A 21,891-nucleotide genomic window follows, 5' to 3' on the forward strand; every position below is an offset into this window, starting at 1 on the left:
CCACTGTGTCGAGGAGGACACCATGAAGAAGATCGCAGCAACAGCAGTCATCGGCCTGGTCGCGATCGCCGCGACCGGATGCTCGAGCGGAGGCGGAGGCGACGCCTCCGGATCCGCCGACGGGAAGGGCCCGATCAAGATCTGGCTGTCGAACAACGAGCAGGAGCTCGCGTGGGGCAAGGCGGTGGTCGACGCCTGGAACGAGGAGCATCCCGACGAGAAGGTCACCGCGCAGGAGATCCCCGCCGGTTCGTCGTCGGAAGAGGCCATCACGGCCGCGATCACCGCCGGCACCGCGCCCTGTCTCGTGTACAACGTCGCCCCTGCCGCCGTGTCGGGATGGGTGAAGCAGGGCGGCCTGGTGAACCTCAGCGACATCGACGGCGGAGCCGATTACATCACCGCGCGCGGCGGAGACGTCGACGCATACGCCACCGACGGAGACTTCTACCAGCTCCCCTGGAAGTCGAACCCCGTCATGGTCATGTACAACAAGACGCTCTTCCAGGCGGCGGGGCTCGATCCCGAGAACCCGCAGATGAACACGTACGACGCGTTCCTCCAGGGTGCGCGCGCGATCGTGGCCTCCGGCGTGCAGAGCGCGATCTGGCCGGCACCGACCAGCGAGTTCTATCAGCCGTGGTTCGACTTCTACCCGCTGTACCTCGCCGAGACCGACGGCACCATGCTCGTCGAAGACGGCAAGGCCACCTTCGACTCGGACGAAGGGCGCGAGGTCGCCGAGTTCTGGAAGACGATCTACGACGAGAAGCTGGCCCCCAACGAGGCGTCCACCGATGACGCGATGTCGGCGGGAACCACGGCCATGCAGCTCGCCGGACCGTGGGCGATCCCGTCGTACGCCGACACCGTCGACGTCGGCTTCATGCCCGTGCCGACGAGCGACGGCCGCGAGAACCCGACGACCTTCGCCGACTCCAAGAGCGTGTCGATGTTCACCGCGTGCAAGAACCAGGGCACGGCGTGGGAGTTCCTGAAGTTCTCGACGAGCGAGGACAGCGACGGCCAGCTGCTGGAGAAGACCGGTCAGATGCCCATGCGCACCGACCTCGAGGGCACCTATGCCGACTACTTCTCGGCGAACCCGAACTACGTGGCGTTCGCGAAGCAGGCCGAGGCGACGGCCGACGTGCCCAGCATCCCCAACTCGGTCGAGGCGTGGCAGGCGTTCCGCGACGGCTACTCGTCGGCCGTGATCTTCGGCAAGACGTCGATCGACGACTTCCTCAGCTCGACGGCGAAGAAGGTCGACGAGCTCGTCGCCGAGTGACGGATGCCGTGCGACGGACGGTGACGCCATGACCGAGAATCGACGGCTGCGCACCCGCTGGCTGGGTGCGCAGCCGATCGGCGGCCTCTTCGCGCTGCCGTACTTCGTCTTCGTGCTGGCGATCTTCGCGTACCCGCTCGGGTTCGCCGTCTACATCGCCTTCCACGACTACTTCTTCACCGCGCCGGGCGCCGAGGTCGATCGCCCCTTCGTCGGGTTCGACAACTTCGTCACGGTACTGACCGACCCGCGGGTGCTGGGCTCGTTCCGCAACACCCTCGTGTTCCTGGTGATCAACGTGCCGCTCACGGCGGTGCTGGCCCTCGTGCTCGCGGCCGCATTGAACACCGGCATCCGCTGGGTGTCCGCGTACCGCGTCGCGTTCTACGTGCCGTACCTCACGGCGAGCGTGTCGCTGGTGGGGGTCTGGATGCTGCTGTTCTCGGGCAACGGCCTCATCAACACGATCCTCGGCCCGCTCGCCCCCGACCCCTCGTGGCTCGTGAACAGCGGCCTGGCGATGCCGATGATCGCCCTGTACGTCACGTGGAAGCAGCTCGGCTTCTACATCCTGCTGTACCTCGCGGCACTGCAGAACGTGCCGAAGGAGCTGTACGAGTCGGCCGAGACCGACGGCGCCGGTGCGCTGTCGCGGTTCTGGAACGTCACGGTCCCCGGGGTGCGCAGCGCCACGACCCTCGTGCTGATCCTGTCGATCATCACGGGAGCCAACCTCTTCACCGAGCCGTACCTGCTCACCAACGGCGGCGGCCCCGACGGCGCCTCCACCACGCCCGTGCTGCTCATCTACCAGCTGGGCATCCAGCAGCAGAACCCCGACACGGCCGCGGCGATCGGCATGATCCTCGTGGTGCTCGTCGGACTGCTGTCGCTGATCGCCAACCGAGCCACGAGGGAGCGACGATGACCCGCAGACGCCGCCCGCTGCCGCGCACCCTCAGCACGATCCTGCTCACGATCGCGGCCATCGCGTTCGCGTTCCCCTTCTACTTCATGGTGGTCGGGGCGTTCCAGAAGAACCCGACGAACTCGCCGAGCTCTCTGGTCCCGACGACGGGGTGGACCCTCGACAACTTCGCCGCCATCGACTCGCGCATCGACCTCGTCGGCTCGCTCGTCAACTCGCTCATCTTCACCGCGGGCGTGCTGCTCGGGACCGTCATGTTCGGACTGCTCGCCGGCTACGCGATGGCACGACTCGACTTCCGCGGCCGCGGGGTGATCTGGGTGCTCATGCTGCTGGTGCAGATGGTGCCGTTCCAGCTGCTCATGATCCCGCTGTACGTGCAGATCACCCGCAACTACGGTCTCGGCGACTCGTATCTCGGCATGATCCTGCCGTTCCTCATCAACACCACGGCGGTGTTCATCTTCACGCAGTTCTTCAAGGCTCTGCCTGCGGAGATCTTCGAAGCGGCGCGGATCGACGGCGCCGGGGAGATCCGGTTGCTGACGTCGGTCGCGCTGCCGCTCATCCGGCCCGTGCTCGTCACCGTGGTGCTCGTCACCTTCATCGGCCCGTGGAACGAGTTCCTGTGGCCGTTCCTCATCACGAAAGACGCGAGCCTGCAGCCGCTGGCCGTCTCGCTCGCGAACTACATCTCCAACGTCGCGCAGTCGACGGCGAACCCCAACGGCGCGATCCTCGCGGGGGCCACGGCCCTCGCCTTCCCCGTGGTCGTGCTGTTCATCGTCTTCCAGCGCTTCTTCACCGCCACCGACCTCGGCGCAGCCGTCAAGGGCTGACCAGAAAGGCCAACATGTTCACCGGAGCCACGTTCCCCCTCGGCCCCTTCATCCCCTACGAGGGCAACCCCATCCTTCGTCCACGCGGCGACAGCTGGGAGTCGTCGAACCTCTACAACCCCGCGGCGCTCGTCGACGGCGACGAGGTCGTGCTGCTGTACCGTGCGCACGCCGACGACATCGTGTCGCACATCGGCATCGCCCGCTCGCGCGACGGCGTGACCTTCACCAGGGAGGACGCGCCGATCCTCTCCCCGTCGGAGGACTACGAGCGCTACGGATGCGAGGACCCGCGCATCGCCCTGATCGACGGCACGTACTACCTCACGTACACCGGCTGGGACCGTCGCAGCGCGCAGCTGTGCCTGGCCACCTCGACCGATCTGCGCACGTGGACCAAGCACGGCCCGCTGTTCGACGACTTCGACACCTTCAAGACCATGGACCCTCGTGGCTTCAACTGGTCGAAGGCCGGCGTGATCGTGCCGCAGAAGATGCACGGCAAGTGGTGGATGTACTTCGGCGAGGGCGCGATCTACTGGGCCACGAGCGACGACCTCATCCACTGGACCCCGGGCACGCCGGACACCGAGCCCATGTACTCGCCGACGCCGGGCACGTGGGACGAGGCGCTCGTCGAGATCGGCACGTCTCCCGTGGTCACCGACAACGGCCTGCTCGTGATGCTGACGAACGGCGCCACGCGGGAGGTGCACGACGACGGCACCGTCGACGTGGACTACCGGTGCGGCCAGATCGCGATCGACCCCGACGAGCCGACGAAGGTCATCGCGCGGATGCAGGAGCCGTGGCTGCGCCCGCAGACCTTCGAAGACCTCAACGGCCTCGTCTCGAACGTGACGTTCGTCGAGGGGCTCGTGAAGTTCCACGGCAAGTGGTTCGCCTACTACGGACAGTCCGACACCACCCTGGCGGTCGCGATCCACGACCCCGCACAGCCGTGGGGACGCGCGCTGCGCGCCGAGGGCGAGGGCGCCGCGGAGCGTGGCTCCGAGGACGAGGAGCGGTGACGTCATGCAGACCACACGCCGAACGTTCCTCGGGCTCGCCGCCACCGCGGCCGCGCTCACGCTGATCCCGGTCGACACCGCGGTCGCGCAGTCCACGGCATCCGGCGCGGGTGCCGCCACGGTATCCGGCGCCTTCCGGCCGCTCGCCGCGGCGCCGGGCAGGCGACTGACCAATCTCGCGCACCTGCGCTTCCTGCTGGCCGACGTGCCGGTGGTCGCGAGCGCGACGCACACGACCTACGCCATCGAGACCCGTCCTGTCGTGCGGGCGCCGTGGACGTATGCGGATGCCGACGGCGCCGGTGGCTTCCGCCGGATCGGCGGCGGTTCGCGCGACGCGGCCACCGGGTACTGGAGCCAGGGCGCGTACAACGCCGACGACATCGCCAGGGCCGCAGTGGTGTTCCTGCGCGACTGGCAGGCGACGGGCGACGAGCAGAGCCGCGACGACGCCAGAGACGTGCTGCGATCGCTCGCGTTCCTGCAGACGACGAGCGGCCGGAACGCGGGTCGCGTGGTGCTGTGGCAGCAGGAGGACGGCGCGCTCAACCCCAGCGCGATCCCTGTCGAGCTGCCCGATCCGTCGGACTCCGGGGAGTCGTACTGGCTCGCCCGCACGGTGTGGGCGTTCGGAGAGGGATACGCCGCATTCCGCACGACGGATGCCGACTTCGCCGCGTTCCTGCTCGCCCGGCTGCACCTGTGCCTCGACGCGCTCGAGCGTGAGTCGCTGGGCCGCGCGGGTCAGTGGGTGCGCAGCGACGGACGCGAGCTGCCGGCATGGCTCATCACAGGAGGTGCGGATGCCACAGCCGAGGCCATCCTCGGCCTCACCGCCGCGGCTGCTGCCGGCGACTCGCGCAGCCGTCGCGCCCTGGAGACCTACGGCGAGGGCGTCGCCGCGATGGCGACCGACCCGTCGGCGGGATGGCCGTTCGGCGCGGTGCTGCCGTGGACCGGTTCGCTCGGCTTCTGGCACGCGTGGGGTGGCGCCGCGCCGGAGGCGCTCGCTCGGGCCGGAGCGGCGCTGGGGCGACGCGACTGGATCGCGGCATCCGTCGCCGACGCCGGGCGTTTCACGCCGCAGGTGCTCGCCTCGGGCGGACCGCACAACGCGTGGACTCCACTGCCCGGCGAGGCGCAGATCGCCTACGGCACCCACGGCCGGGTCGCCGGTGCCGTGCAGGCCGCGGCGGTCGCCGGTGAAGGGCTGCGTGTGCTCGCGGGGCTCGCCGCCGGCTGGTTCTTCGGTGCGAACACGGCGGGCGTGCCGGTGTACGACCCGGCGACCGGTGTGACCTTCGACGGCGTCGAGACCGACGGTCGCGTGAACCGCAACTCGGGTGCGGAGTCGACGATCCACGGCCTGCTGACCATGCAGCTGCTCGATGCGAACCCCGACATCGCGGCGATCGCGACGTCGATCACGGGGCTCCGTTCGTTCTCCGGCCTGCGGTCGATCGATGCGGAGGGCGCCCGCCTCTCCCCTGGGTGCACGGTCGTGCGGCCCGACGGCGGGGCGTGGACCGGAGAGGGCAACCTGTCGGGCGGCGCCTACGTGCACGTGCCGGCCGGCGAGTCGGTCGAGTTCGATGTGACCGAGCCCGGCGGCATCCTGCACGGCCTCGTCTGGCGTCAGGCGGCGGAGGCCGGCGAGGCGGTGTGGGAGATCTTCGCGGGCTCACGGCTGCTGTGGAGCGCCCGCACGGAGGCCGGGGGCACGGGCGACCGCGGCCTCACCGAGGCCGACGGCATGCTCGTGCCGCAGCTGCTCGGCGGCGACCTGCCAGACGGCACACTGACGGTGCGGTGCACGAGCACGGGCGACCTGCGGCTCGATGCACTCGTGGTGCAGCCGCGCGTCGCGACGGCCGTGTACGCCACCACGACCGGCTCGGCGGTGCTGTACGCGAACGGCACGGCATCCGATGTGCGCGTCGCGCCCCTCGCCCCCGGGTCCGGCCGCGCTTACGAGGCTGACGGGTCGCAGCGCGGACACGCCGCCGCGAGCGGGCAGGTGCGCGTGCGCGGCGGGGGCTTCACGATCACGCGCGGCTGACGGCGGGCCATCCCCGGCACCGCCCGGGCAGATGCCGGCGAGACGGCGGATGCCGTGGCCGCGGATGCGCGGCCGCCTCAGGCCTGCGGAACGGCGGTCAGGGAGCGGACCATGCTCCGCAGCAGCCGGAACGCCTCGGTCTGTTCGGCGGGTGAGAGCTCCGCCAGCATCCTCGCCTCGACGTCGCGCACCGCGACCGTCGCCGCCGCGAGCCGCCGCCGCCCGAGCGGGGTGAGCTGCACGGGCACGGCCCTGCCCACGCGGTCCTCTGCGATCCTCTCGATCGAGCCGTCGCGCTCCAAGCCCTGCAGCAGCACGTTCATCGATTGCCTCGTCACGAACGCGCCGCGGGCGAGAGCGGAGCCGGAGAGCCCCGGGCGCTGCGCGAGCAGCTCGAGGCAGGAGTACTGCGCCATGCTCAGCCCGAGCGGCCGGAGCACGGCCTCCATGGCGGAGCGCAGCGCGCTCGACGCCTCCTTCAGCAGGTAGCCGAGTGACGTGTCGAGATCGATGCCAGGCCGTTCTTGACTCATGTCAGTATTCTGACATACGCTCATGCATGTCAAAAACCTGACATTCATGAAAGGAGCCACCCCATGCCCGCCACCGGACCCGACTTCATCTCCCTCCAGGTCAGCGACCTCGCACGCTCACAGGCGTTCTACGAGCGCTACCTCGGACTCGTGCGCTCCCCCGCCGGACCCCCTCACGCGGTCGTCTTCGACACGGCGCCGATCGCCTTCGCCGTCCGTGACATCGTTCCCGGCACTGATCCGGCCTCGGCGCCGCAGCCCGGCATCGGCGTCGCCGTGTGGCTCCACGCGACAGGCGTCCAGGAGATCCACGACGCCCTGGTCGCCGACGGGCATCCCATCGTGACGGCGCCCTTCGACGGTCCGTTCGGACGCACCTTCACATTCGCCGACCCCGACGGCTACCACGTGACGTTGCACGACCGCGCCTGACCGGCGTCCGCGGTCGGGCATTCCGGTACTTCTTTTGAATCACTAAAAAGAACGTGTAGGGTCGAGGCATGGACACCGACCTCGACTCCGCGCTTCGCGACGCGGGGCTTCGTGCGACTGCGGGCCGCGTCGCCGTTCTCGAGGCTCTGGAGTCCATGGCCCACACGGATGCCGAGCGGATCTTCCGCGCGGTGTCCACCGTGCTCCCGACCACGTCGATCCAGTCGGTGCACAACATCCTCGCGGACCTGACGACGGCGGGCCTGATCCGCCGGATCGAACCGGCAGGCTCCGCGGCGCTCTACGAACGGCGCATCGGCGACAACCACCACCACGTCGTCTGCACCTCCTGCGGTGCGGTCGGCGACGTGGACTGCGTCGTCGGCGAGGCGCCGTGCCTCGACCCCTCGATCACGGGGGGATTCACCGTCCAGACAGCAGAAGTCACCTTCTGGGGCCTGTGCCCCAGCTGCCAGAACGCCGCGCGCTGAGCATCCGCCGATCGCGCCCGCCCGCGAGGGAGGGGCGGTGTTCGTCGTGCCCGCGCGCAGAAGGAGAACCATGACCAACCCGTCCACGACCACGCAGACCGGCACGCCCGTGGCGAGCGACGCGCACTCGCTCACCGTCGGGCCCGACGGCCCCACCGTTCTCCACGACCGCTACCTCGTCGAGAAGCTCGCCTCGTTCAACCGCGAGCGCGTTCCCGAGCGCAACCCGCACGCCAAGGGCGGTGGCGCGTTCGGGACCTTCGAGGTCACCGAGGACGTGTCGGCCTACACCCGCGCCGCGGTGTTCCAGCCCGGCACTGTGAGCGAGACGCTGCTGCGCTTCTCGTCGGTCGCCGGCGAGCAGGGCTCCCCCGACACCTGGCGCGATGTGCGCGGTTTCGCCCTGCGCTTCTACACGACCGAGGGCAACCTCGACATCGTCGGCAACAACACCCCGACGTTCTTCCTGCGCGACGCCATGAAGTTCCCCGACTTCATCCACTCGCAGAAGCGCCTCGGCGACTCCGGCCTCCGGGATGCCGACATGCAGTGGGACTTCTGGACCCTCTCGCCCGAGTCCGCGCACCAGGTGACCTACGTGATGGGCGACCGGGGCCTGCCTCGCAGCTGGCGGCACATGAACGGCTACGGCTCGCACACCTACCAGTGGGTGAACGCATCCGGCGAGCGCTTCTGGGTGCAGTACCACTTCCTGTCGAAGCAGGGTGTGGAGCGCATGGACGCCGCCGAGGCCGAGCAGCTCGCCGGTTCGGATGCCGACTACTACCGCCGCGACCTCTTCGAGGCGATCGCCCGGGGCGAGTTCCCGTCGTGGGACGTGTACGTGCAGATCATGCCGTACGAGGAGGCGAAGACCTACCGGTTCAACCCGTTCGACCTCACCAAGACCTGGTCGAAGAAGGACTACCCGCGCATCAAGGTCGGCACGTTCACCTTGAACCGCAACCCGCAGAACTTCTTCGCAGAGATCGAGCAGGCGGCGTTCTCGCCCGGCAACCAGGTGCCGGGCACCGGCATCTCGCCCGACAAGATGCTCATGGCCCGCGTGTTCGCATACGCCGACGCGCAGCGCTACCGCATCGGGGCGAACTACAACCAGCTGCCGGTCAACCAGCCGCACGCGGCCGAGGTGCGCAACTATATGCACGAGGGACAGATGCAGTACCGCTTCAACCCGGCCGAGCACCGCGTGTACACGCCGAACTCGTTCGGTCCCGCTGGTGGCCCGACCGCCGATCCCGCTGCCGGCGTGGAGGCGAGCTGGGAGGCCGATGGCGAGCTCATCCGCTCGGCTGCCACGCTGCACGCCGAGGACGACGACTTCGGCCAGGCCGGCACACTGTACCGCGAGGTGTTCGACGACGCGGCACGCGCGCGCTTCCTCGACACCCTCACGGGTCAGGGCAAGGCCATCACGGTCGACGCGATCCGCGAGCGGTTCTTCCAGTACTGGACCAACGTGGATGCGGCGCTCGGCGAGGCGCTGCGCGCCCGGGTCTGACGGTCGCGCCGTCTCATCGCACGGGGGCGGATGCTGCGGCATCCGCCCCCGTCCTGCGTCCGCGTGGCTCGGGGGGAGGGCGATGGATGCCGGGCGACTCAGGGAAGAGGAAGATGGATGCCGTGGCCGTACCTCTCGCAGATCTGATCAGCATGCCGTCGCCCCAGCACGTGTACGCGGCCGACGGCACGAGGCTCGCGACATACTCCTGGGGTGAACTCGACGCGCCGGTCGTGGTCGTCGTGCACGGCTTCGCCTCCAGCGCCCGGGATACCTGGGTCCTCACAGGGTGGGTGCGCGAGCTCACGCGCGCGGGATACCGCGTGCTCGCACTCGACCAGCGAGGCCACGGCCTCAGCGAGAAGCCGCACGAACCGGGCGCCTACGGCATCCGCACCCTCGCCGCTGACGTCGAGACCGTCATGGACACGTACCTCGTCGACGATGCGTTCTATCTCGGCTATTCGCTCGGCGCCCGCGTCGGCTGGGAGGTCGTGCGCGACCTGCCGCAGCGCATCGGCCGCGCCGTGCTGGGCGGGGTACCCGACGGCATCCCCCTCGCCCGCCTGAATCTCGACCAGGTGCGCGCGTACCTCGACGACGGCACGCCGGTCTCCGATCCCACGACGCAGAACTACATCGCCCTGACCGAACGGGTGCCCGGCAACGATCTGCGCGCCCTGATCGCTCTCGCCGAGGGAATGCGCGCCTCCCGCACGATCGACCCCGACCCCGCGGACGCCCCGACCCGGCCGATCCTCTTCGCGACCGGGTCGAAGGATGCAATCATCGAGGGCTCACGCGCACTCGCCTCCGCCGCACCGAACGGCCGCTTCTTCGAGATCCCCGACCGCAATCACTTCAACGCCCCCGGCTCGCGCGCTTTCAAGGAGGCCGCACTCGCGTTCCTCGCCGAGGCGTAGTCCTGCACCTCGTGGACGCGTAGCCCGCACGCAGAACAGGAGTTCGCACGGTCCGCAGGAGACGATGACGTCATCGCTCCTGCGGATCGAGTGAACTCCTTCAGTACGGGGCGCGCAGCACGCGCGCCCCGCGGATCAGACCTCCGCCCGCTTCGGCAGCACCCATCCCGCACGCGGGAAGTGGCACGTGTAGCCGTTGGGGTAGCGGATCAGGTAGTCCTGGTGCTCGGGCTCGGCCTCCCAGAACGGGCCTGCGGGCTCGATCGTCGTGACGGCCTTGCCCGGCCAGAGCCCTGAGGCGTCGACATCCGCGATCGTCTCGCGCGCGACGCGCTCCTGCTCCGGCGTGAGCGGGAAGATCGCCGAGCGGTAGCTCGTGCCGATGTCGTTGCCCTGGCGGTTGAGGGTCGTGGGGTCGTGGATCTGGAAGAAGAACGCGAGGATGTCGCGGTACGTCGTCTTCGTGGGGTCGAAGACGATCTCGACGGCCTCCGCGTGGCCGGGGTGGTTGCGGTAGGTCGCGTGGTCGTTCTCGCCGCCGGTGTAGCCGACGCGGGTGTCGAGCACGCCGGGCTGGCGGCGGATGAGGTCTTCCATGCCCCAGAAACAGCCGCCGGCGAGCACGGCGGTCTCGGTGCCGGGGGTTCGGGTGATGGTTCCGGTGTCGTCGGTCATGACTGCTCCTCGGGGGTGTCGGATGCGGTGTCGGGCGTGGAGTCGGATGCGGTGGCGCCTGATGCGCTCGTGAAGAGGCCGCTGTATCGACCGTAACCCTCCTCCTCGAGCCTGTCGGCCGGGATGAAGCGGAGGGCCGCGGAATTCATGCAGTAGCGCAGGCCGCCGGCATCCGCGGGTCCGTCGTCGAAGACGTGACCGAGGTGGCTGTCTGCGCCCGTGGAGCGTGCCTCGGTGCGCTCCATCCAGAGCGTGCGGTCGGTGCGGGTGGTCACGGCACCCGCGTCGATCGGCTTGGTGAAGCTGGGCCATCCGGTGCCGCTGTCGTACTTGTCGAGCGACGAGAACAGCGGCTGGCCCGAGACGACGTCGACGTAGATGCCGTCGTCGTGGTTGTCCCAGTAGGCGTTGCGGAACGGCGGCTCCGTCGCGTCGTTCTGGGTCACCTCGTACTGCAGCGGGGTGAGGGCGCTGAGACCCTCGGGGGTCGTGCGGCGGTGGTGCGACATGTCCATGTCTCCTTGTCTGACGCGACTGGCTGCGGCGTCATCAGGGTCAACGGATGCCGGCGCGGTTTTGGTCCCGCGGGGCTGGGAGCGCGCTGTGAGTTTCCGCGCACTCGATAGTCTTGCTGTCCGAGACCACGAACCGAGGGGGACGCACATGTCGGTGGGACTGCTTGCCGTCGTCGACGACATCCTGAGCGCCGCGATGAAGGCCTCCGCCAAGGCGGCGGGAGTGGTGATCGACGACGCCGCCGTCACGCCGCAGTACGTGCAGGGGATCACCCCCGCACGCGAGCTGCCGGTGGTCGGCAAGATCGCGCTCGGCTCCCTGGCCAACAAGTTCGTCATCATCATCCCCGTGGCGCTGCTGCTCACGGCGTTCGCGCCGTGGGTGCTGCCGTTCCTGCTCATCGTCGGCGGCACGTACCTCTGCTTCGAAGGCGCCGAGAAGGTGCTGGAGTGGTTCGGCGTGCAGCACGGACACGAAGACGAGAGCGCGCGCGACGAGAAACGGCTCGTGCTCGGCGCCGTGCGCACCGACCTCATCCTCTCCACCGAGATCATGCTCATCTCGCTCGCCAGCCTCGACAAGGGCCTGGACATCTGGACGACCCTCGCGATCCTCGCCGTGATCGCCGTCGTCATGACCGGCGTCGTCTACGGCGCGGTCGCCCTGCTGGTGAAGATCGACGACATCGGGCTGAAGATGGCCAAGAGCTCGGAGCAGCGGGTGCGCCACACCGGCACGCGCATCGTGCGGTCGATGCCCGCGGTGTTCCGATTCATCAGCATCCTCGGCACCGTCGCCATGCTCTGGGTCGGCGGCCACCTCGTGCTCGTCAACCTCGCCGAGGTGGGCGTGCCGTTCGGCGCCGACATCCTGCACGCCATCGAGCACGCACTGCACGGCCTCGGCCCCGTGATCGTGTGGATCGGCGACACCCTGTTCTCGGCGATCGCCGGACTCGCCGTCGGTCTCGTCATCGTCGGGATCGTGCTCGGCATCGGGCGGATGCTGGGCAAGAAGCCGTCGTTCCACGAGGGCGAGGAGACGCCGGCCTCGGCGCACTGAGCTGCGAGAGAGGATGCCGATGAAGATCGCGATCGCCGGCGGAACCGGAACGGTGGGCGCGCACATCGTGCGGGCCGGGCAGGATGCCGGGCATGAGGTGCTCGTGCTCTCACGCTCGTCGGGAGTCGACGTGCTCACCGGCGCGGGCCTCGACCCGGCGCTGCGCGGCGTCGACGCCGTGATCGACGTGACGAACCTCACGTCGCTCTCCGCCGCCAAGGCGCGCGACTTCTTCACGACCGGAACGCGTCACCTTCTGGACGCGGAGCACAGGGCGGGCGTCGGTCACCACGTCGCCCTGTCGATCGTCGGCATCGACGGGATCGACGCCTCGTACTACGCGGGCAAGCTCGCGCAGGAACGAGCGGTCGCCGACGGCCCCGTGCCCTTCACCATCGCCCGCGCGGCGCAGTTCCACGAGTTCGCCGGCCAGCTGCTGGCGAGCACTCCCGGTCCGTTCGCGCTGATCCCGAAGGCTCCGGTGCGCCCCGTCGCGGCCCGCGAGGTCGGCGCACACCTCATCCGCGTCGCCGAGGCGGGCCCCCGGCAGAGAGCGGCCGACCTCGTCGGCCCTCGCGACGAGATCCTTGCCGACCTCGCCAGGCGGCAGCTCGCCGCCGACGGCATCCGCCGACGCGTGCTGGAAGTGCGCCTGCCCGGCACCTATGGAAGGGGTCTGGCTTCTGGGGCGCTTCGCGGAGGACCGGATGCCGTGAAGGGCACGATCACCTTCGACGATTGGCTGGCGAGCGAGGATCACTCCCAGCACGCGTGACACGGCGACGGTACGATCGGCGGTGCGCACCCGACGCGCAGAGGAGCCCGCAGTGCAGATCAGGGATGCCGGGATCGTCGACCTGGAGGCGATCACAGCGATCTACAACGACGCCGTGGAGAACACCACGGCCATCTGGAACGAGACCGTCGTCGACGTGGACGACAGGGCCGCGTGGCTCGCCGACCGCGTGAGGCAGGGATTCCCCGTGATCGTCGCGGTCGACGACACCGGAGTGCTGGGCTACGCGACGTTCGGCTCGTGGCGTCCCCACGACGGATACCGGCACACGGTGGAGCACTCCGTGTACGTGCGCGGCGATCAGCGCGGCCGCGGCCTCGGCACGGCCCTCATGAGCGAGCTGATCTCGCGCGCCCGCGACCTCGGGCTGCACGTCATGATCGCGGCGGTCGAGAGCGGCAACACCGGGTCGATCGCGCTGCACCAGCGCCTGGGCTTCGTGGAGACGGGACGGATGCCGCAGGTCGGCGCCAAGTTCGGGCGCTGGCTGGACCTGGTCCTCCTGCAGCTCGTCCTCGACGACCGCCCGACGCCACGCGCCCCTGACGCCGCCGCCTACGACGGACCCTCCCCCGCTCCCGCGCGCGGATGAACCTCCTCGCCTGGCTCGCCGAGGTCTTCACCGCCCACTGGGTGCTTCCCGGCGGACAGACGCTGCTCGTCCGCGAGGTCGTCGGCAACGCGTTCGGACTCGCGAGCGCCCTCGGCGGCATGCGGCGCAGGGTGTGGGCGTGGCCCGTCGGCATCGTCGGCAACGGGCTGCTCCTCACCGTGTTCCTCGGGTCGATCCTGAACCCGGATCACGAGCTGCCCAGCCTGCTCGGGCAGGCCGCGCGGCAGGTGATGTTCATCTCGGTTGCGGTCTACGGGTGGGTGCGCTGGCGGCACGCGGCGGCTCAGGGCGGCCACGTGACTCCGCGGTGGGCGCCGTGGAGCGCCCGCATCGGCATCGTGCTGGTCATGGTCATCGGCACGGTCGCACTGACGCCGGTGTTCCGGATGCTCGGATCGTGGGAGCCGGTCTGGGCCGACGCGTGGACGTTCGTCGGCTCGCTCCTGGCGACCTACGGCATGGCCCGAGGCTGGACCGAGTTCTGGTTGATCTGGATCGCGGTCGACGTCGTCGGCGTGCCGCTGCTGTTCGGTTCCGGGTACTACGCCACGGGCCTCATGTACGTGTTCTACGGCGCCTTCACCGCGACCGGGTTCGTGGTCTGGGTCAGGGCCAACCGGACGCGGAAGCCCGCCGTCGACACGCACCTCCCGCCGCCGCAGGTGCAGCGCCCAGAGGACGCCTGAGGTCAGGCGCGCACCCGGGCGAGGAACTCGGCGGTCGCCGGATGCTGCGGAGCGTCGAAGATCTGCTCCGGCGGACCCTGCTCGACGAGCACGCCCTCCTTGAGGAACACCACCCGATCGGCGACCTCGCGGGCGAACGACATCTCGTGCGTGGCCATGACGATGGTCGTGCCGCGCCGCTTCAGCTCGCGCACGAGGTCGAGCACCTCGCCGACGAGCTGCGGGTCGAGTGCGCTCGTGATCTCGTCGAGCAGCAGCACCTCGGGCTCGGTGAGGATCGCCCGCACGATGGCCACGCGCTGCTGCTGTCCTCCGGAGAGCCGGTCGGGGTACTCCCCCGCCTTCGCGCCGAGACCCAGCGACTCCAACAGCTCGAGCCCGCGGGCGCGCGCCTCCGCCACCGGCCGGCGATGCACCTTGCGGGCGGCGAGCGTGACGTTGTCGAGCACGGTGAGATGCGGGAACAGATTGAAGTGCTGGAACACGACGCCGATGCGCGACCGCACCCTGTCGGCGTCGACGCGCGGATCGGTGATGTCGTCTCCGCTGAGGAAGATCTGCCCGTCGTCGACGCGCTCGATGAGGTTCATGGTCTTCAGCAGCGTCGATTTGCCGGAGCCCGAGGCGCCGATCAGCACCACCACCTCGTGCGGGGCGACGGCGAGGTCGAGACCGCGCAGCACATCGTGGTCGCCGAAGCGCTTGCGCACGCCGCGCGCCTCGATGACCGGCACGAGGGCTGAGCCGTCTGCGGCGGTCATACGACGCCTCCCGCCTGCTCGCGCCGGTTGAGCCGCGCCGTCACGGCATCCGTGAGGCGGATCATGGGCCAGCTGAGCACGATGAAGAACAGTCCGGCCACGACGTACGGCGTGTAGTTGTAGGTGTGGGCGACCTGCAGCTGCGCTGCGCGCACGGCGTCGACGGCGCCGAGCACCGAGATGAGGCCGACGTCCTTCTGCATGGACACGAAGTCGTTCATCAGCGCGGGCACGACCTTGCGCACGCCCTGCGGGATCACGACGATGCGCAGGGTCTGCGCATGGCTCAGTCCGAGCGAGCGCGCGGCGACGCGCTGCGACGGGTGCACAGCCTCCATGCCGGCGCGCAGCACCTCGGCCACGTACGCCGAATAGGTGACGATGATCGCGATGGTTCCCCAGAACGCCGGGGGCATGCGCGGGAAGATCATGAGCGCGGGGATGCCGAAGCCGATCAGGTAGAGCACGATCAGCAGGGGGATGCCGCGGAAGAAGTCGGTGTACGCCGCGGCGAGCGCGCGCAGCGGGAAGAACACCGGTCCCCGCAGAGAGCGGACGGTGGCGAGCAGCGTGCCGAACACCGCGACGCCGACGACCGCGACCGCGAGGACGAGGAGGTTCGTGAGCAGCCCCTGGAAGACGGGGCCGATGCTCGCGAGAGCGACCTCGGGGTCGAAGAACGTCTGCCGCACGACCGCCCACCCCGGGGTGTTCACCACGACGATCGCGATCACCGTGAGCAGCACGACGCTGCTCACGAACGCGACGAGCACGGAGCGCGTCGTCGCGCGGCGCCGCAGAGCACGGCGCGACAGCTCGAGCTCGCTCGGCTGCCACGCCGTCTCGGCGGTGGGAACGGTCACTGCAGGACGGGGACGTCGACCGCGTCGCTGAGCCACTTCTGCTGCAGCTCGTCGAGAGTGCCGTCTTCGCGCAGGGCGTCGACGGCATCCGATACGGCGCCGGTGAGCGCGGAGCCCTTCGGCAGCACGAAGGCGAACTGGTCGCCGCCGTCGCTGCTCGGGAACTGACCCGTGACGACGGAGTCGTCGACGACGGCCCCGGTGATGTAGAAGGCACCGGGGAGGTCGGTGACCATCGCGTCGATCTGACCGCCCTTGAGCGCGAGCACCACGTCGTCGACGGTGTTGAACACGCTCAGCGCGGCCTCGCCGAGCTGCTCCTTCGCGACCGTGTAGCTGGTCGTTCCCGCGGCCACGCCGACGGTGGCGGACTTCAGCGCGTCGATGCTGGTGGCGGATGCCGCCGGCGAGTCCTTCAGTGCCACGACGGCCTGCGTCGTCGTGTAGTACGGCGACGAGAAGTCGACGGCCTTCTTGCGCTCGTCGGTGACGGAGAACTGCTGGATGTTGAGGTCCCAGTCCTTGGGACCGGGCGCGATGGCGGCATCGAAGCCGGTGCGCACCCAGGCGATGTGGTCGGCGTCGAAGCCGAGCTTCTCGGCGACGGCGTTGGCGACCGCACCTTCGAACCCCTTGCCGTTCGCGGGGTCGTCGTCGACGAACCAGGGCTCGTAGTTCGGCTCTCCCGTGGCGATCGTGAGCGTGCCGGGCGTGACGGTCTGCAGACCGTCGTCTGCACCGCCGGACGACGAGGGCGCGGGGGTCGAGGCGCAGGCCGCGAGCGAGACGGCGGCGGCGACGGCGATGGCGGCGGCGGCCGCGTGGCGAAGGGTGCGGAAGACGGGCACGGTTACTCCTGCAGAGTGTTCGGGTTCGGCTTAACAGTAGGGGACTCGGCCAGACGCCAATCGGCGAAGTCGAAACCTGGGGAAACGAAGCACGACACGAGAACCTCCGCGTCGTCGAGCGGACGTGCCGCCTGCCACACGCCCGCCGGCACGAGCGCCTGCGCGGCATCCGCCGGTCCGAGCACGATGGTCGTGGACGCGCCGGGCTGCTCTCCGTCGCCGCCGAGGCTCAGCTCCAGGCGCCCAGGACCGTGCCACAGCCACAGCTCGTCGCTCGTGACGACGTGCCACTCGCTCCGCTCGTGCGGCTGGAGCAGGTAGTGGATGCAGGTGCCCGCCGGGCGCTGGCCGTTCGGGGTGTCGACGGCGACCGGGCTCGTCCAGGTGCGGCGGAACCAGCCTCCCTCGGGGTGCGGCGCCAGGTCCAGCCGGTCGGCGGTGGCGGGGCGTGCGGTCATGCGAGGTGTCCTTCCTGACTGCGGCCGGCGTGGTGCGCTGCCGCGTCGGTGTCGAGCTCGACCCCCGGGCCGACGTAGCGCACCTCGCCGGAGACGATGGTGGCTGCCGCCCGCCCCGCGCCCGCTTCGACGAGCTCGGCGACGGCGTCCGGGCCGGCCGATACGTCGAACAGCGCGAGGTCGGCCAGGGCCCCCACGGCGAGATAGCCGGTGCGGTCCGGCCCGACGTCGATGCCCATCGCGTGCGCGCCGCCGATGGTCGCCGCGCCCAGCAGCCGCGCGTGCAGGTCGCGGTCGGTGTACCCCTGCGCACGTGCGATGCGGGCGAGCTCTCCGACGTCGGCGAGCACGTCGAGCGATGGGCTCGACGACAGCGAGTCCGTGCCGACGGCGATGGGGCTGCCCTCGCGCAGGTACGCGGCGATGGGCGGCTCCTCGAGCCCGATCACGGCGTTCGACCGCGGGCACAGCGCGACGGTCGTTCGGCGCTCACGCAGGATGGCGCGGTCCCGCGCGCTCATGTACACGCCGTGGGCGATGTGGCAGTCGGGACCGAGCACCCCGAGCTGGTCGACGAACTCCGTCGCGCTGGTGCCGAAGCCCGCCGCGCGCAGCTCCTGGAAGCTGCCCAGTCCTGCGGTGTGCCAGGCCTGCGGATGCTCGTGCGCGAGCTCGCGCTCGAAGGCGGCCTCGCCGAGATGGATGTGGATGCGTCCGCCGCGCTCACGGACGATGTCGGGGATCTCCAGGAGCGGTTCGACCTCGAGCGAGTACGGCGCGTGCGGCGACAGCCCCGTGCCAGGGGGTGTCGGCAGGGCGTCGAGCGCGCGTTCGACCTGACTGCGGCCGGTGCGCGCCCACTCGGCGTTGGTCCAGCTCATGACCTCCCAGTAGGTGATGCCGTGCAGGCGCGCGTCGTGCAGGGCGGATGCTGCGACGGCATCGGTCACGACGTCCGCGACGGCCGTCGTGCCGCTCTGCAGCACGAGCTCGGCTCCGGCCGCGGCATCCGCTCCCCAGTCGCGGCCTGCCTCGTACACCGGGTCGAAGGCGCGTACCCAGTCGTCGAAGCCGTCGTACCGGCCCTGACCCACCGGGGCCATGCCGGTGTACTGCAGATGGGTATGCGCGTTGACGAGTCCAGGGGTGAGCACGCCCGGCCAGTGCACCTCACGGTGTCGCATGCCGCGCTCCGACAGCGAGCGCAGCACCCAGGCCCGTTCACCCACGTGCATGATCCGGCCGTCGCGCACGGCCACGGCTCCGTCGGCGATCGGGGGTGCCGTGATCGGGAGCACGAGCCCTGCGGAGTAGACGGTGATCATGCGGATGCTCCGCGGTACCGCGGCGAGCGCCAGTCGTCGAGAGCCTCGCGCTGGGCCGTGCTGGGCTGGTCGATGCGCTCCCGTCGCGCGGCGAGCGCGGCGTGGGCGATGGCGCGGTCGGCCTCGGCGGGGAAGGGATGCAAGCCCGGCGGGAGCTCGGCGGTGAGGAGCTGTTCGACGGCGCCGAGCTGCACCGCGAAGGAGAGGTCCATGATCTCGATCGGGTTGCCCTCGGCAGCCGCGAGGTTCACGCATCCGCCCCGTGCGACGAGGAGCGCACCGTCGCCGACACGGTCGAGATGTGGCGCGACCGGGCGCAGCACCGCGGGGTCGACGTCGACCTCTCGCGGCACCCCGCCCGCGACGGCGACCACGGCCGCGGACGCCAACACGTCGGCGCCGACCGTGTGTGGAGCGCCGGTGGCCGAGACGACCAGCGCGCCGGGAGCGAGGTCGCGGAGCGGTCCGATGCGGAAGCCGTCATGCGCCGCGCGGAGCGCACGGACCGGGTCGGTCTCGGCGACCGCGACCTCGGCGCCCATGGCACGCAGGTGCGCAGCCACGCCCTCGCCCACCGGGCCGTAGCCGATCACCACGGCCGGCTGGTCGCGCACGGTGCGCTCGATGCCGTCGAGCACGTCGGCGATCGCGAAGACGCACGACTGACCGGTGCCGTACCGGTTGTCGAAGGAGGTCTTCATGGGCGCGTCGTTGACGGCGATCACCGGCACGGCGAGCTCTCCGCGTGCCGCCATGAGCCGCAGCGGCGTGAGTCCGCTCGTGGTCTCCTCGGCCGCGCCGCGCAGGCCCGGGGTGATCCCCTCCTCGTGGGCGAGGCGGATGAGGTGCGAGCCGTCGTCGAGCAGCAGATCGAGCCCCTGCCGCAGGAAGGCCGCCGCGGCGTCGCGTTCGGCAGCGCCGGAGAGCGACGGGTCGCCGGTCACGGGCATGCCGCGCGCCCGCAGGGCCTCGGCCACGTCGAGGTCGATCTCGTCGGGGTGGGCGTACACCGACACCACGGCACCGGCATCCCGCAGCAGCAGGGCGAGCTGTGCGGTCTTCGGCTCGAGCACCATGGCGATGCCGATGCGGATGCCGCGCACGACCCCGTCGCGCGACAGACGGCGGGCGATGCCTGCTGAGACCGGCATGTGCGCGCCGGCGCGGTCGACGCGCTCGTCCGCCGTGACGGTGTCTGCGAGCGGGGTCCGGCCGAGCAGGATGCTGTCGTCGGCCGGCACGAAGGTCACGGCACCGTCGGCGCGGGCGTCGGCGTCGGAGAGGTGGGCGCCGAGTGCGCGCAGCAGGCTGCGCAGCTCCGCCGAGACGGCATCCGACCCCTCGACGGCGACGGTGCGACCGGCGACGAGAAGGTTGGTGCGGCGGGGGGAGCGGCGCACGAGACGCTCGGCGAGAGTGCGCGGGTCGGTCACCCGTAAAAGCGTAGTGCGCGGCAGCGCGTCCGCCGTCGCGGCGAGGCGCCGTATGACGCGGCGACGGATGCCGGCGGGCCGGGCCCTCGCGCTCCGGGCTACGATGTGCCTCATGCCGAAGCCCGACCCCATCGACGAGATCTCCATCGGCGGCGACGTCATCCGCCTTGGGCAGTTCCTGAAGTTCGCGGGGCTCCTCGACTCCGGCGGAGACGCGAAGGAGGTCATCATCGACGGCTTCGTGCAGGTGAACGGCGAGGAGGAGCGGCGCCGCGGACGGCAGCTGCACGACGGCGACCTGGTGACGTTCCAGGGGCGCACGGTGCGCGTCCGCCCCTGACGGCTCCTCGCTGCAACGACGGTCGGGCGGTCAGCTCTCCGGCGGTCCGTCGAGCACGGTCGGCACGTACTCCAGCAGCTGGAGGCGTCCGTCGAAGGTGCGCGACTCGATGAGACCGAGACGCACGTCGGGGTAGCCGTCGAAGATGCGGTCGCGCCCCGTCGCCCCCGTGATCACGGGGAACAGCACCACGCGGAACCGATCCGCGAGCCCCGCTTCGAGCAGAGAGCGGCACAGCGACACGCTGCCCAGCGTGCGCAACGGCCGATCGGACTCCTGCTTGAGACGGCGCACGAACCCGACCGCATCCGAGCGCACCAGGGTCGAGTTCTGCCACGCGAGCGGCTCGGCGAGCGACGACGAGAACACGTACTTCTGGATGTCGTTGAGCACCTCGGTGCCCGGCTCGCCCTCGGCGACCAGGCCGGACATGACCCGATAGGTCGTCGCACCCATGAGCAGCGGTGCATCGCGGTCGATCGCCGTCTCCAGCCATTCGGCGTACTCGGGCCCGCCCATGCCCCACAGCCCCGGCCACCCCTCGGCAGCGCCGTATCCGTCGAGCGAGCAGATGAAGTCGATCGTGAGCGTCTGCATGTCGCCTCCTCATCCGCGGTGCCGCGGGCGGTCCACGGAACCGGATGCATCGCGCAGAGTCTAGAACCAGCGGGGCGCGACCGACAGGGGGTCGCGATCACTGCGCCGGGAGGCACCCGCCGTCGACGATAACTCCGCCTTCGCCACACCACCCGCAGGTCTGGTCTGTCAGGCCAGAGGGGTACGGTGGCGGTGTGGATGCACCAGACCCGCTGCCCGACCACCCGGCACCCGACAACCCGCAGGGCAAACTCGTGCTGCTCCGGCATGGCGAGACGGAGTGGTCGAAGAGCGGACGCCACACCGGGCTCACCGACATCCCCCTCACGCCGCGCGGCGAGGAGCTCGCCCGTGCCGCAGGTGAGCTCGTGCGCGACTACGACTTCGGGCTCATCCTCTCGTCACCTCTGCAGCGTGCGCGGCGCACGGCCGAGCTCGCCGGCCTGGATGCCGAGATCGACCCGCTGCTCGTCGAATGGGACTACGGCGGGTACGAGGGGCGCACGACCGCCGACATCCGCGCCGAGCTCGGGTACAACTGGACGGCCTTCGCGCACGGCGTCATCCGGGGGAAGACCCCGGGAGAGACGGTGGAGGAGGTCGCGGCCCGTGCCTCGCGCGTGCTCACCCGCGTGCTCCCGGCGATGGCCAAGGGCGACGTCGCGCTGATCGCCCACGGGCACTACCTCCGCATCCTCACGGCGGTGTTCCTGCGGGAGGCGCCACGGTTCGCCGCGCGCATCACCCTCGACGCCGGCTCCGTCTCGGTGCTCGGCTATTACCGGGAGCAGCCCGCCATCCTCGCCTGGAACCACGGGCCGCAGCTGCCCCTGCAACCGTCGGAGTCATGACCGGGCCGGTGCGGCATC

The 21,891-nt window shown here is 70.3% G+C and carries 25 protein-coding genes; 15 read left to right on the forward strand and 10 right to left on the reverse strand.

Annotated elements, in window-relative coordinates; translation table 11 throughout:
- Positions 1-22: 22 nt before the first annotated feature.
- From AB663_RS03580 to AB663_RS03600, 5 genes are read left to right on the forward strand one after another with little or no spacing between them, the layout of a single operon-like run.
- Positions 23-1,291, forward strand: a complete 1,269-nt coding sequence (locus AB663_RS03580; protein ID WP_067195904.1) for an ABC transporter substrate-binding protein — start codon at positions 23-25, stop codon at positions 1,289-1,291.
- A 28-nt stretch (positions 1,292-1,319) separates the two neighbouring features.
- On the forward strand, positions 1,320-2,219 hold the full coding sequence (locus AB663_RS03585) for a carbohydrate ABC transporter permease (protein WP_067195907.1): 900 nt from the start codon (positions 1,320-1,322) through the stop codon (positions 2,217-2,219).
- Positions 2,216-3,058 (forward strand): carbohydrate ABC transporter permease, encoded by an 843-nt coding sequence (locus AB663_RS03590; RefSeq protein ID WP_067195909.1) that lies wholly within the window; start codon positions 2,216-2,218, stop codon positions 3,056-3,058. The genes AB663_RS03585 and AB663_RS03590 overlap by 4 nt, the downstream gene beginning before the upstream one ends.
- Before the next feature lie 14 nt (positions 3,059-3,072).
- Positions 3,073-4,089 (forward strand): glycoside hydrolase family 130 protein, encoded by a 1,017-nt coding sequence (locus AB663_RS03595; protein ID WP_067195910.1) that lies wholly within the window; start codon positions 3,073-3,075, stop codon positions 4,087-4,089.
- A 4-nt stretch (positions 4,090-4,093) separates the two neighbouring features.
- A complete protein-coding gene (locus tag AB663_RS03600) occupies positions 4,094-6,148 on the forward strand; it encodes a hypothetical protein (protein ID WP_067195912.1) in 2,055 nt (684 codons plus the stop codon).
- A gap of 77 nt (positions 6,149-6,225) precedes the next feature.
- On the opposite strand, the gene AB663_RS03605 is transcribed toward AB663_RS03600, so the two are convergent.
- Positions 6,226-6,681: a MarR family winged helix-turn-helix transcriptional regulator gene (locus tag AB663_RS03605; RefSeq protein ID WP_067195914.1), complete on the reverse strand. Its 456-nt coding sequence runs from the start codon at positions 6,679-6,681 to the stop codon at positions 6,226-6,228.
- A gap of 63 nt (positions 6,682-6,744) precedes the next feature.
- On the opposite strand from AB663_RS03605, the gene AB663_RS03610 reads away from it, so the two are divergent.
- From AB663_RS03610 to AB663_RS03625, 4 genes are all read left to right on the forward strand, one after another.
- Positions 6,745-7,113 carry a VOC family protein gene (locus tag AB663_RS03610; protein WP_067195916.1) on the forward strand — a complete coding sequence of 123 codons (369 nt, stop codon included), beginning with the start codon at positions 6,745-6,747 and terminating at the stop codon, positions 7,111-7,113.
- Between the two features lie 68 nt (positions 7,114-7,181).
- Positions 7,182-7,604 (forward strand): Fur family transcriptional regulator, encoded by a 423-nt coding sequence (locus AB663_RS03615; protein WP_067195918.1) that lies wholly within the window; start codon positions 7,182-7,184, stop codon positions 7,602-7,604.
- Positions 7,605-7,674: 70 nt separating this feature from the next.
- A complete protein-coding gene (locus AB663_RS03620; RefSeq protein ID WP_067195920.1) occupies positions 7,675-9,126 on the forward strand; it encodes a catalase in 1,452 nt (483 codons plus the stop codon).
- Between the two features lie 113 nt (positions 9,127-9,239).
- Positions 9,240-10,049 carry an alpha/beta fold hydrolase gene (locus tag AB663_RS03625; protein ID WP_067195922.1) on the forward strand — a complete coding sequence of 270 codons (810 nt, stop codon included), beginning with the start codon at positions 9,240-9,242 and terminating at the stop codon, positions 10,047-10,049.
- A 135-nt stretch (positions 10,050-10,184) separates the two neighbouring features.
- Here the strand turns inward: AB663_RS03625 and msrA are convergent, their stop codons facing one another.
- Both msrA and msrB read right to left on the reverse strand, forming a co-directional pair.
- Positions 10,185-10,724, reverse strand: coding sequence for a peptide-methionine (S)-S-oxide reductase MsrA (gene msrA / locus AB663_RS03630; RefSeq protein ID WP_067195924.1), 540 nt, complete (start codon positions 10,722-10,724; stop codon positions 10,185-10,187).
- Complete coding sequence (gene msrB / locus AB663_RS03635) at positions 10,721-11,233, reverse strand: peptide-methionine (R)-S-oxide reductase MsrB (RefSeq protein WP_067202108.1); 513 nt, start codon at positions 11,231-11,233, stop codon at positions 10,721-10,723. Before msrB ends, msrA begins: the two co-directional genes overlap by 4 nt.
- A gap of 154 nt (positions 11,234-11,387) precedes the next feature.
- On the opposite strand from msrB, the gene AB663_RS03640 reads away from it, so the two are divergent.
- Genes AB663_RS03640 through pnuC form a run of 4 tightly spaced genes read left to right on the forward strand, consistent with a single transcriptional unit; the run spans position 11,388 to position 14,397 of the window.
- Entirely contained in the window at positions 11,388-12,302 is a 915-nt protein-coding gene (locus AB663_RS03640; protein ID WP_067195926.1) for a DUF808 domain-containing protein, read from the forward strand.
- Positions 12,303-12,321: 19 nt separating this feature from the next.
- The gene (locus tag AB663_RS03645) at positions 12,322-13,077 is read left to right on the forward strand and encodes an SDR family oxidoreductase (RefSeq protein WP_067195928.1); all 756 of its coding nucleotides are present in this window, start codon (positions 12,322-12,324) and stop codon (positions 13,075-13,077) included.
- Positions 13,078-13,099: 22 nt separating this feature from the next.
- Positions 13,100-13,690: a GNAT family N-acetyltransferase gene (locus AB663_RS03650; protein ID WP_269465169.1), complete on the forward strand. Its 591-nt coding sequence runs from the start codon at positions 13,100-13,102 to the stop codon at positions 13,688-13,690.
- The gene (gene pnuC, locus AB663_RS03655; protein WP_067195932.1) at positions 13,687-14,397 is read left to right on the forward strand and encodes a nicotinamide riboside transporter PnuC; all 711 of its coding nucleotides are present in this window, start codon (positions 13,687-13,689) and stop codon (positions 14,395-14,397) included. The genes AB663_RS03650 and pnuC overlap by 4 nt, the downstream gene beginning before the upstream one ends.
- Before the next feature lie 2 nt (positions 14,398-14,399).
- Here the strand turns inward: pnuC and AB663_RS03660 are convergent, their stop codons facing one another.
- The 6 genes from AB663_RS03660 to AB663_RS03685 are packed head-to-tail and all read right to left on the reverse strand — an operon-like array spanning position 14,400 to position 20,085.
- Complete coding sequence (locus AB663_RS03660; protein ID WP_067195934.1) at positions 14,400-15,158, reverse strand: amino acid ABC transporter ATP-binding protein; 759 nt, start codon at positions 15,156-15,158, stop codon at positions 14,400-14,402.
- The gene (locus AB663_RS03665) at positions 15,155-16,021 is read right to left on the reverse strand and encodes an amino acid ABC transporter permease (protein WP_067195936.1); all 867 of its coding nucleotides are present in this window, start codon (positions 16,019-16,021) and stop codon (positions 15,155-15,157) included. Before AB663_RS03665 ends, AB663_RS03660 begins: the two co-directional genes overlap by 4 nt.
- The gene (locus AB663_RS03670; protein WP_067195938.1) at positions 16,018-16,869 is read right to left on the reverse strand and encodes an ABC transporter substrate-binding protein; all 852 of its coding nucleotides are present in this window, start codon (positions 16,867-16,869) and stop codon (positions 16,018-16,020) included. The genes AB663_RS03665 and AB663_RS03670 overlap by 4 nt, the downstream gene beginning before the upstream one ends.
- 2 nt (positions 16,870-16,871) lie before the next feature.
- Positions 16,872-17,327 (reverse strand): cupin domain-containing protein, encoded by a 456-nt coding sequence (locus AB663_RS03675; RefSeq protein ID WP_067195940.1) that lies wholly within the window; start codon positions 17,325-17,327, stop codon positions 16,872-16,874.
- Entirely contained in the window at positions 17,324-18,652 is a 1,329-nt protein-coding gene (locus tag AB663_RS03680) for an amidohydrolase family protein (protein ID WP_067195942.1), read from the reverse strand. The genes AB663_RS03675 and AB663_RS03680 overlap by 4 nt, the downstream gene beginning before the upstream one ends.
- Complete coding sequence (locus AB663_RS03685) at positions 18,649-20,085, reverse strand: adenosylhomocysteinase (protein WP_067195944.1); 1,437 nt, start codon at positions 20,083-20,085, stop codon at positions 18,649-18,651. Before AB663_RS03685 ends, AB663_RS03680 begins: the two co-directional genes overlap by 4 nt.
- A 112-nt stretch (positions 20,086-20,197) precedes the next feature.
- Between AB663_RS03685 and AB663_RS03690 the strand changes: the two genes are divergently transcribed.
- Entirely contained in the window at positions 20,198-20,425 is a 228-nt protein-coding gene (locus AB663_RS03690; protein ID WP_067195946.1) for an RNA-binding S4 domain-containing protein, read from the forward strand.
- Between the two features lie 30 nt (positions 20,426-20,455).
- Here the strand turns inward: AB663_RS03690 and AB663_RS03695 are convergent, their stop codons facing one another.
- Positions 20,456-21,022, reverse strand: coding sequence for a dihydrofolate reductase family protein (locus AB663_RS03695; protein WP_067195947.1), 567 nt, complete (start codon positions 21,020-21,022; stop codon positions 20,456-20,458).
- A gap of 194 nt (positions 21,023-21,216) precedes the next feature.
- Between AB663_RS03695 and AB663_RS03700 the strand changes: the two genes are divergently transcribed.
- Positions 21,217-21,873, forward strand: coding sequence for a histidine phosphatase family protein (locus AB663_RS03700; RefSeq protein ID WP_232304622.1), 657 nt, complete (start codon positions 21,217-21,219; stop codon positions 21,871-21,873).
- The last annotated feature ends 18 nt before the right edge of the window (positions 21,874-21,891 follow it).

It is taken from the genome of Microbacterium sp. XT11 (assembly GCF_001513675.1).
Lineage (GTDB): Bacteria > Actinomycetota > Actinomycetes > Actinomycetales > Microbacteriaceae > Microbacterium.

Bases quoted from the DNA above. Each gene is read 5' to 3' on its own strand.
- AB663_RS03590 (WP_067195909.1), top strand. From the start codon at position 2,216: ATGACCCGCAGACGCCGCCCGCTGCCGCGCACCCTCAGCACGATCCTG.
- msrA (WP_067195924.1), bottom strand. From the start codon at position 10,724: ATGACCGACGACACCGGAACCATCACCCGAACCCCCGGCACCGAGACC.
- AB663_RS03625 (WP_067195922.1), top strand. From the start codon at position 9,240: ATGGATGCCGTGGCCGTACCTCTCGCAGATCTGATCAGCATGCCGTCG.
- AB663_RS03680 (WP_067195942.1), bottom strand. From the start codon at position 18,652: ATGATCACCGTCTACTCCGCAGGGCTCGTGCTCCCGATCACGGCACCC.
- AB663_RS03600 (WP_067195912.1), top strand. From the start codon at position 4,094: ATGCAGACCACACGCCGAACGTTCCTCGGGCTCGCCGCCACCGCGGCC.
- AB663_RS03640 (WP_067195926.1), top strand. From the start codon at position 11,388: ATGTCGGTGGGACTGCTTGCCGTCGTCGACGACATCCTGAGCGCCGCG.
- AB663_RS03660 (WP_067195934.1), bottom strand. From the start codon at position 15,158: ATGACCGCCGCAGACGGCTCAGCCCTCGTGCCGGTCATCGAGGCGCGC.
- AB663_RS03595 (WP_067195910.1), top strand. From the start codon at position 3,073: ATGTTCACCGGAGCCACGTTCCCCCTCGGCCCCTTCATCCCCTACGAG.
- AB663_RS03690 (WP_067195946.1), top strand. From the start codon at position 20,198: ATGCCGAAGCCCGACCCCATCGACGAGATCTCCATCGGCGGCGACGTC.
- msrB (WP_067202108.1), bottom strand. From the start codon at position 11,233: ATGTCGCACCACCGCCGCACGACCCCCGAGGGTCTCAGCGCCCTCACC.
- AB663_RS03695 (WP_067195947.1), bottom strand. From the start codon at position 21,022: ATGCAGACGCTCACGATCGACTTCATCTGCTCGCTCGACGGATACGGC.
- AB663_RS03605 (WP_067195914.1), bottom strand. From the start codon at position 6,681: ATGAGTCAAGAACGGCCTGGCATCGATCTCGACACGTCACTCGGCTAC.
- pnuC (WP_067195932.1), top strand. From the start codon at position 13,687: ATGAACCTCCTCGCCTGGCTCGCCGAGGTCTTCACCGCCCACTGGGTG.
- AB663_RS03675 (WP_067195940.1), bottom strand. From the start codon at position 17,327: ATGACCGCACGCCCCGCCACCGCCGACCGGCTGGACCTGGCGCCGCAC.
- AB663_RS03615 (WP_067195918.1), top strand. From the start codon at position 7,182: ATGGACACCGACCTCGACTCCGCGCTTCGCGACGCGGGGCTTCGTGCG.
- AB663_RS03585 (WP_067195907.1), top strand. From the start codon at position 1,320: ATGACCGAGAATCGACGGCTGCGCACCCGCTGGCTGGGTGCGCAGCCG.
- AB663_RS03645 (WP_067195928.1), top strand. From the start codon at position 12,322: ATGAAGATCGCGATCGCCGGCGGAACCGGAACGGTGGGCGCGCACATC.
- AB663_RS03610 (WP_067195916.1), top strand. From the start codon at position 6,745: ATGCCCGCCACCGGACCCGACTTCATCTCCCTCCAGGTCAGCGACCTC.
- AB663_RS03620 (WP_067195920.1), top strand. From the start codon at position 7,675: ATGACCAACCCGTCCACGACCACGCAGACCGGCACGCCCGTGGCGAGC.
- AB663_RS03580 (WP_067195904.1), top strand. From the start codon at position 23: ATGAAGAAGATCGCAGCAACAGCAGTCATCGGCCTGGTCGCGATCGCC.